Origin of the sequence: uncultured Amaricoccus sp. (assembly GCF_937858865.1) — a bacterium.
Classification (GTDB): domain Bacteria; phylum Pseudomonadota; class Alphaproteobacteria; order Rhodobacterales; family Rhodobacteraceae; genus Amaricoccus.
Genome location: NZ_CALLYO010000276.1, coordinates 1 through 7,383, shown reverse-complemented (window position 1 = coordinate 7,383; position 7,383 = coordinate 1). Strand labels below are relative to the sequence as shown.

The following is a 7,383-nucleotide window of genomic DNA, read 5'->3' as shown; positions in this document are numbered from 1 at the left end:
GGAGGTAGTCGTCGCCCATGCCGAGGCTCGCCTGGCCGGAGAAGCCGGTCAGCATGACGCCGACGAGCGCGGCCGAGAGGGCGGAGAGGACGTAGACGAGGATGAGCGTGCGCTCGACCGGGATGCCGGCGAGGCGCGCCGCGCGCAGCCCGTTGCCGATGCCGTAGACGCGGCGGCCGAAGGGGGTGCGGCCGAGGAGCAGCGTGGCGAAGAGGACGAAGAGGGCGAGGAGCGGGACGACCGGGGTCATGCCGAGGAGGCGGCCGGTCATCAGCCAGCGGAGCATCGGCGAGGAGAAGCCGGCCGGGGTGCCCTGGGAGTAGAGCAGCGCCACCCCCTGCAGGACGCCGTTGGTGGCCAGCGTCATGACGATCGGCGAGATGCCGAGCCAGACGATGCCGATGCCGTTGGCGAGGCCGATGAGGACGGCGAGGGCGAGGACGATGGGGAGCGCGTAGATGAGGGCGGCGTCGGAGCCGTTGACCATGCCGGTGAGCAGGATGCCGGAGAGGCCGATGGTCCAGGGGACGGAGAGGTCGAGGCCGCCGGTCAGGATGACGGCGCCCTGGCCGAGGGCGAGCACGGCGAGGAAGGAGGAGAGGACGAGGAGCGCGTTCCAGTAGTTCCAGCTGAAGGCGGCGCGGCCGAGCCAGAGCTCGGTCACCGCGACGACGAGGACGAGGCAGGCGTAGGCGGGGAGCGCGTAGCGGAGCGTCTCGCCGTGGCGGGCGAGGAAGGGCGGGGCCTCGGCCGTGCGGGCGGCGGCGGGGGCGGGGGCGGGGGCGTGGAGGCGGCGCAGGCGGCGGTCGACGGCGGGGAGGCGGGAGGGAAGGGTGCCGCCGGCGCGGGCGGCGGCCCAGCCGCGCAAGGCCCGCAGGTGGGTGGCGAGCGCCGAGTCGCGGGTGAGCGAGCCGGCGAGGACGGCGAGCATCAGGATCGTGCCCTCGGCGATCGTCGAATAGTAGGCGGAGACGTTGAGGACGAGCAGCAGGTTCACCACCATCATCAGGATGTAGGCGCCGAAGACGGTGCCGAGCGGCCCGCCCTGGCCGCCGCCGAGCCGGGTGCCGCCGACGACGACGGCGGCGAAGAGCGAGAGGAGCAGCGGGTTGCCGACGAGGGGGTCGCCGCTGCCGGTCTGGGCGGAGATGAAGACGCCGGCGAGGCCGTAGCAGCCGCCGGCGATGGTGTAGGTCAGGAAGCGGGTGAGGGCGACGTCGACGCCCTGGGCGGCGGCGGCGTCGGGGTCGCTGCCGGTCGCGTAGAGCGCGGTGCCGAAGCGGGTGCCCTTGAGCCAGGCCCAGGCGAGGAGGACGAGGCCGACGAGGACGGCCGGCATCGGGAGCAGGCCGGGAATGGCGTCGCCGAGGTAGAAGCTGCCGAGTTCGGGAGCGATCATGCCGCCCGGCTTGTCCATGACGAGGAGCGTCACGCCCTGGAGGATGAACATGGTCGAGAGGGTGACGACGATCGGCTGCAGGCGGAGGACGGCGATGAAGAAGCCGTTGAAGGCGCCGACCGCGCAGCCGACGGCGATGCCGGCGATGGTCCAGAGGGCGACGCTGGTCTCGACCGCCATCGGGTCCATGCGCGAGGCGAGGGTGACGTTGACGAGGGAGATGACGGCGCCGGCCGAGAGGTCGAAGCCGCCGGAGAGGACGACGAGGGTCTGGCCGATGGCGGCGAGCGCCAGCGTCGCGCCGCCGGAGGCGAGGAAGGAGACGTCGAAGTAGGTGAGCGGGCCCGCCCCCACCCAGTCGACGAGCGCGAGGAGGAGGAGGAAGACGAGGCCGGCGATGATCGCGCCGCGGCCGCGGGTGAGGCGCCGGCGCCAGATCTGGGGCGCTGGCGGCGGCAGCGGGCTGTCGGCCACGGCGGTCATGCGGCCTGCCCGGCGTGGTCGTGGCCGAGGGCGGGGCGCATGATGGCGGGCTCGGTGATCGCCTCGCCCGCGAGCTCGGCGGCGATGCGGCCGTCGTAGAGGACGAGGACGCGGTCGGAGAGATGGATGAGCTCGGGGATCTCGGTCGAGTGGAAGAGGATCGAGCCGCCGGCGGCGACGTAGGCGCGCATCATCCGGTAGAGCTCGTGCTTGGTGCCGACGTCGATGCCGCGGGTGGGGTCGAAGAGCAGCAGGATGCGGCTCTCGGCGACGAGCCAGCGGGAGATGGCGATCTTCTGCTGATTGCCGCCGGAGAAGGCGCCGGCGCGGGTGAAGAGTGCGCGGCGGTCGACCTCGACGGCGTCGAAGGCGGCGCCGACGGCCCGCGTCTCGGCGGCGCCGTCGATGAGGCCGCGGGGCGCGAAGCGCGAGACGACCGGGATCGAGGCGTTGGTGCGGCCGGAGAGCTTGAGGAAGAGGCCCTCGGTCTTGCGGTCCTCGGGCACGAGGCCGATGGCGACGTTGGCGCGGATGGCGTCGGCGGGGGAGCCGAGGCGGACCGGGCGGCCGTCGACGAGGATGCTGCCGGCGCGGAGCTCGGTCATGCCGAAGCAGGCGAGGAAGAGGTCCTGCTGGCCCATGCCCTGCAGGCCGGCGATGCCGAGGATCTCGCCCCGATGCAGGTCGAGGCTGACGCCGGCGAGCTTCGTGCCGACCGAGAGGTCGCGGACGCCGAAGACCGGCGCGCCCAGGGGAGCGGCGGCGGGGCGCGGCGGGAAGGTCTGCTCGATGGAGCGGCCGATGATCTTCTCGATGACCTCGGCGTCGGAGATGCCGGCGACGGGGCCGGAGACGATGTGCCGGCCGTTGCGCAGGATGGTGAGCGAGTCGCAGAAGGCGCGGACCTCGCGCATGCGGTGGGTGATGAAGACGACGGTGGTGCCGCGCTTCCGCTCGGCGGCGATGATCTCGCCCAGCCAGTCGACGTCGCGGCCGGCGAGCGTCGAGGTCGGCTCGTCGAGGAGGAGGACGCGGGGGCGGCGCCAGAGGGCGCGGGCGATCTCGATCTTCTGGCGGACGGAGAGCTCGAGCTCGGCGATCTCGGCGTCGAGGTCGACGGCGAAGCCGAGGGCCTCGAGGTGGCCGGCCACCGCGGCGCGGGCGGCGGTGCGGCGGATGAGGCCGGTCGGGCCCATGGGGGCGTAGGGCAGGAGGATGTTGTCGAGGACCGTGAGGTCGCGGACGAGGGTCATCTCCTGGAAGGCGGTCTGCACGCCGAGGGCGTGCGCGGCGCGCGGGCTGGCGCCGGCGTGCGGCCGGCCGTGGATGCGGATCGTGCCCTCGGTCGGGCGGAGCAGGCCGGCGAGGAGCTTGACCGCCGTGGACTTGCCGGCGCCGTTCTCGCCGAGGAGCGCGTGGACGGCGCCCTCGGGAATGGCGAAGGAGACGCCGTCGAGGGCGGTGGTCGCGCCGAAGGTCTTGCGGATGCCGTCGAACTCGACGGCGGGCGTCGCGGGCATGCGCCGGCTCCTGCGGGATGGCCGCGCCCGCTGCCGGGCGCGGCCGGGTGGGCGGCGCCTCAGCCTTCCGGCTGGCCGACGAGGGCGGCGGCAAGGCCGATCTCCGGGGTGGCCTCGGAGAAGATCGAGGCGAACCAGCCGGGGTTGGAGACGAGCGCGGGCTGGAAGACGTTGCAGCCGGCCTTCATCTCCTCCCAGGTGCCTTCCTGGCAGAGCTTGATCGTCTCGTTGGTGACGAGGGGCAGCGGCAGGATGGTGGTCTTCGGCACCTCCTTGCCCTCGAGGACGTCGACGGCGAGCTTGAGCGCCAGGCCGCCGGAATAGGGCGGCGAGGCGTAGGAGATGCGCGGCGCGCCGAGGGGCGCGTAGGGCATCGCCGCACCCTCGACCTCGGTGTCGATCGGCAGCATCTGGATGCGGCCACCGTTCGAGCCCTCGCCGGCGCAGGGCAGGAGCTGGTCGGGCGTCTTGCCGGCCTCGAGCTGCATCGCGTTGGCGGTGAAGCAGCCGACCTGCATCCAGAGGCCGTCGATGTCGTCCCAGCCGCGGGTGGCGGTGATCTTCGAGAGCTCGGTGCGGGCGACGGCCTGGCTCCACATGCCGACCGCCTCGGCGACGATGTGGATGTCGGGGTGCCTGGCGAAGACCTCCTTGGCCGCGGCGGTGCGCTGGTCGTCGACCGAGGTGCCGGGCACGCCGGTAATCGCGACGATGTCGCCCTTGCCGCCGAGCTTGTCGACCAGCCACTCGGCGGTCACCCGGCCCGCCTCCTCCTGGTCGATGTGGACGTTGTAGGCGCAGGGCTCGGTGATCTCGGCGTCGTAGGCGATGACGGTGACGCCCTTGTCGCAGGCGTTCTTCACCACCTGGTTCAGCGCGGTCGGCGAGATCGGATAGACGACGATCGCGTCGGCGCCGCCCTGCACCATGGCGTTGATCTGCTGGATCTGGCGCTGGGCGTTGGGCCCGGAGACCTGGACCTGCAGGTCGACGCGGTCGGCGAAGTTCGGGTGCGCGGCCATGGCCTTGACCATGTTGGCGGCCTCGGCCTGCCAGTCGTTGCCGATGTAGCTCATGCTCAGGAAGATCCTGTGCTTCTCCTGCGCCTCCGCGGCGCCGGCGAAGAGCAGCGCGCCGGCTGCGGCGCCCGCCAGCAGTCCCCTGACCGAAAGGGCCATCGCTTTCAATCCTCCCCTCTGGGCCGGTTCCCGGCCGCTTCCCCGGGATTCCGCCCCGGTCGAGTCGAAGCGTATAGATATTTGATCTCGGATCAATATACTTCCTGCCATTCGGGCACCGGCGGTGCGTCGACGGGATAGAGAAGGAGGTGGTCCGGTGAGCGACGGCAGGGAGGCGGCCGGCCTGATGGCGAGCCCGGCGGCGCTGATCACGCCGCTGTCGCGCGACACGCTTCAGGACAAGGTTCACCGGCAGCTCTGCGACCTCATCCTCGACGGCCGCCTGCCACCGGGCGAGACGATCACCATCCACGGGCTGGCCGATGCGTTCGGCGTGAGCCCGATGCCGGTCCGCGAGGCGCTGAAGCGGCTGACGGCGGCGAATGCGCTCACCATCGTCTCCGGGCGCTCGGTGGGCATCCCGCGGCTCAGCCGCGATCGCCTGACCGACCTGCGCAACGTGCGGCTGGAGATCGAGGCGCTCGCCGCCGGCTGGGGCGTGGCGCGCGCGACGCCCGCGGACGTCGAGGCCGCGGCGGGCCATCTGGCCGCGGTCGAGGCAGCAGCCGCGGCCGGCGACCTCAAGGGCTACCTGCGCGGCAACCGGGCGCTCCACTTCGCCATCTACCGCGCCTCGGGGTCGGAGATCCTGCTGCGGATCATCGAGGATCTGTGGCTGCAGATCAGCCCCTACTTCCACAAGCTGCACGCGAGCTATGCGATCGCCAATACCCACCACCGCGAGATGGTCGAGGCGCTCGCGGCCGGCGACGCGGCCGCCGTTCGCGCGGCGCTCCGGGCCGACATCGAGGCCGCCTACCACAGCCTGATGCCGCAGCTGGGCCCCTGATCGGGAGGGCGGCCGCGGGCCGGCGGGAGTGTCGAGAGGTCCGCCCGAGGAAGCGCGGCCGAAGCGGCTCGCGGCACGGAAGACGATGGCTGGCCGCCGTCACTCCTTCGGCGGCGTGGAGCGGATCACGGCTTGTGCGATGCTGGTCGCGGCGGCGACGAAGAGCCCGATGCCGGCGAAGATGTAGCCGACGGTGAAGAGCTTGCCGATCACGGTATGGGGCGCGAAGTCGCCGTATCCGACGGTGGCGATGGTCACGACCGAGAAATAGAAGGCGTCGACCAGCGCCCAGCCCTCGATCAGGCGGTAGAAGACCGTCGCGAAGGCGATCAGCGCTCCGGCGAGCATGGCGAGCGCGCGGACCTCGGGCTCGGCGAAGGCGAGGCGGAGGCCGCGGAAGATCGAGCGGAGATGGGGGAAGGCGGGCATCGGGCTCCGGGTGTCAGGGCGTGGGGGCGGTGCGCTCCGCCCAGCCGGGGGCGAGGGCGCGGATCAGCGGGCCGGCGCTCGCGCCGTGGGCGACGACGCTGAGGAGCACGGTGCAGACGATGGTCGCCGCGAGGGTGTCGGCGCCCGGCAGGCCGGCCGACAGGATCAGCACGCCGAAGACGATGCTCGCGAGGCCGCGCGGACCGAACCAGCCGATGAAGAGCCGGTCGTGCGGCACGATGCGGGTGCCGCGCAGGCAGAGCCATACCGGGAGCATCCGCACGACGGTCAGGCTGAGGACGGCGTAGAGGATCACCGGCAGCGTCACCGCATCGGCGACCTGCGGCACCACGAGGGCGCCGAAGACCACCCAGGTGAAGAGCGACAGCAGGTCGCCCGCGCCTTCGGCGGCGTGGAGCAGCTCGTGGCGGTCGGGCCGCCTGGCGCCGAAGGCGAGGCCGCCGACGAAGCAGGCGATGAAACCCGAGCCGCCGATCCCCTGGGCGAGGGCGAAGCAGGCGACGGCGAGCCCCATCGCCGGGACGCCGGTCCAGTTCGGGCCGATCCAGCCGGCGGCGCGGGCGCGCCCGACGAGCAAGGCGCCCGGGATGGCGATGGCGGCGCCGACGAGGAGGCCGATGCCGATCTCCTCGACCACGGTCAGGAGGATGTGCCCGAGGGTGCCGCCACCGTGCGCCTCGCCGGCGGCGGCGCCGAGCAGCAGCACGATGACGGGCACGCAGATGCCGTCGTTGAGGCCGCTCTCGAAGTTGAGGCTCTCGCGGATCGCCGGCGGAACGGCGGGATTGACGACGACCGGCTTGCCGAGTGCGGCATCGGTCGGGGCGAGCGCGGTGGCGAGGAGCGCGGCCTCGAGAAGCCCCAGGCCGGGCAGGAGCGGGAGGGCGAGGGCGAACCCGAGGAGGATGGTCAGCGGCAGGCCGACGAAGAGCAGGCGGCGGGGCAGGAAGCGGGTGCGGCGGATCTGGTCGATGTCGGCGTTGGCGGCATCGGAGAAGAGGACCATCGAGAGGGTGATCTCGGCGAGCAGGCGGAGATCGCCGATCGTCGCGTCGAGCGCCAGCGTCCCGAGCAGCGCCGGCCCGAGCAGCAGCCCGGCGAGGACGAAGAGGATCGGGCCGCTGACCCGCGACCGCTCCACCCGCCCGGAGAGGAGCGCGTAGGCCGCGGCAACCAGCGCCAGCACGGCGGCATTGAGATACATGTCCACTCCTGTCCGGCCCCCTTCCCTACCCGCTTCGCGGGGACATGTCCCGGGCGTCGTCGCGCTTCGGCGCTCGGAATGCCAGGCCGATCGGCCTCGGATCGAACGGCAGGGGAAGGCCGAACCGGTAGATTTCAAGAGGCCACGGCGACGCTCAGGAGCCCGCCCGAGGACGCTGTCAAACGACATCAGGAACTGGGCCAGAGGCGACAGCAGGAACTGGACCCCCTTTCGGTTTCATGCTGTTTCAGGGTTCTCGGGCGCCGCTCCGGCCTTCTGCAGAAGGCCGGAGCGGCGCT

Annotated in this window: 6 protein-coding genes; 1 reads left to right on the top strand and 5 read right to left on the bottom strand. The window is 72.4% G+C overall.

All coding sequences use genetic code 11. From position 1 onward, the window contains the following. The 3 genes from Q0112_RS07905 to Q0112_RS07895 form a co-directional block, all read right to left on the bottom strand. On the bottom strand, positions 1-1,882 hold a 1,882-nt coding region (locus Q0112_RS07905), incomplete at its 3' end, for an ABC transporter permease (RefSeq protein ID WP_297973646.1). After that, on the bottom strand, positions 1,879-3,402 hold the full coding sequence (locus Q0112_RS07900; protein WP_297973643.1) for a sugar ABC transporter ATP-binding protein: 1,524 nt from the start codon (positions 3,400-3,402) through the stop codon (positions 1,879-1,881). The genes Q0112_RS07905 and Q0112_RS07900, both read right to left, overlap by 4 nt. 59 nt (positions 3,403-3,461) lie before the next feature. Continuing rightward, positions 3,462-4,580 (bottom strand): sugar ABC transporter substrate-binding protein, encoded by a 1,119-nt coding sequence (locus Q0112_RS07895; protein ID WP_297973640.1) that lies wholly within the window; start codon positions 4,578-4,580, stop codon positions 3,462-3,464. Positions 4,581-4,737: 157 nt separating this feature from the next. Between Q0112_RS07895 and Q0112_RS07890 the strand changes: the two genes are divergently transcribed. Beyond that, the gene (locus Q0112_RS07890) at positions 4,738-5,430 is read left to right on the top strand and encodes a GntR family transcriptional regulator (protein WP_297973637.1); all 693 of its coding nucleotides are present in this window, start codon (positions 4,738-4,740) and stop codon (positions 5,428-5,430) included. A 99-nt stretch (positions 5,431-5,529) separates the two neighbouring features. On the opposite strand, the gene Q0112_RS07885 is transcribed toward Q0112_RS07890, so the two are convergent. Continuing rightward, positions 5,530-5,859, bottom strand: coding sequence for a potassium channel family protein (locus Q0112_RS07885; RefSeq protein WP_297973635.1), 330 nt, complete (start codon positions 5,857-5,859; stop codon positions 5,530-5,532). Between the two features lie 13 nt (positions 5,860-5,872). Then, positions 5,873-7,084 (bottom strand): cation:proton antiporter, encoded by a 1,212-nt coding sequence (locus Q0112_RS07880; RefSeq protein WP_297973633.1) that lies wholly within the window; start codon positions 7,082-7,084, stop codon positions 5,873-5,875. Between the last annotated feature and the right edge of the window lie 299 nt (positions 7,085-7,383).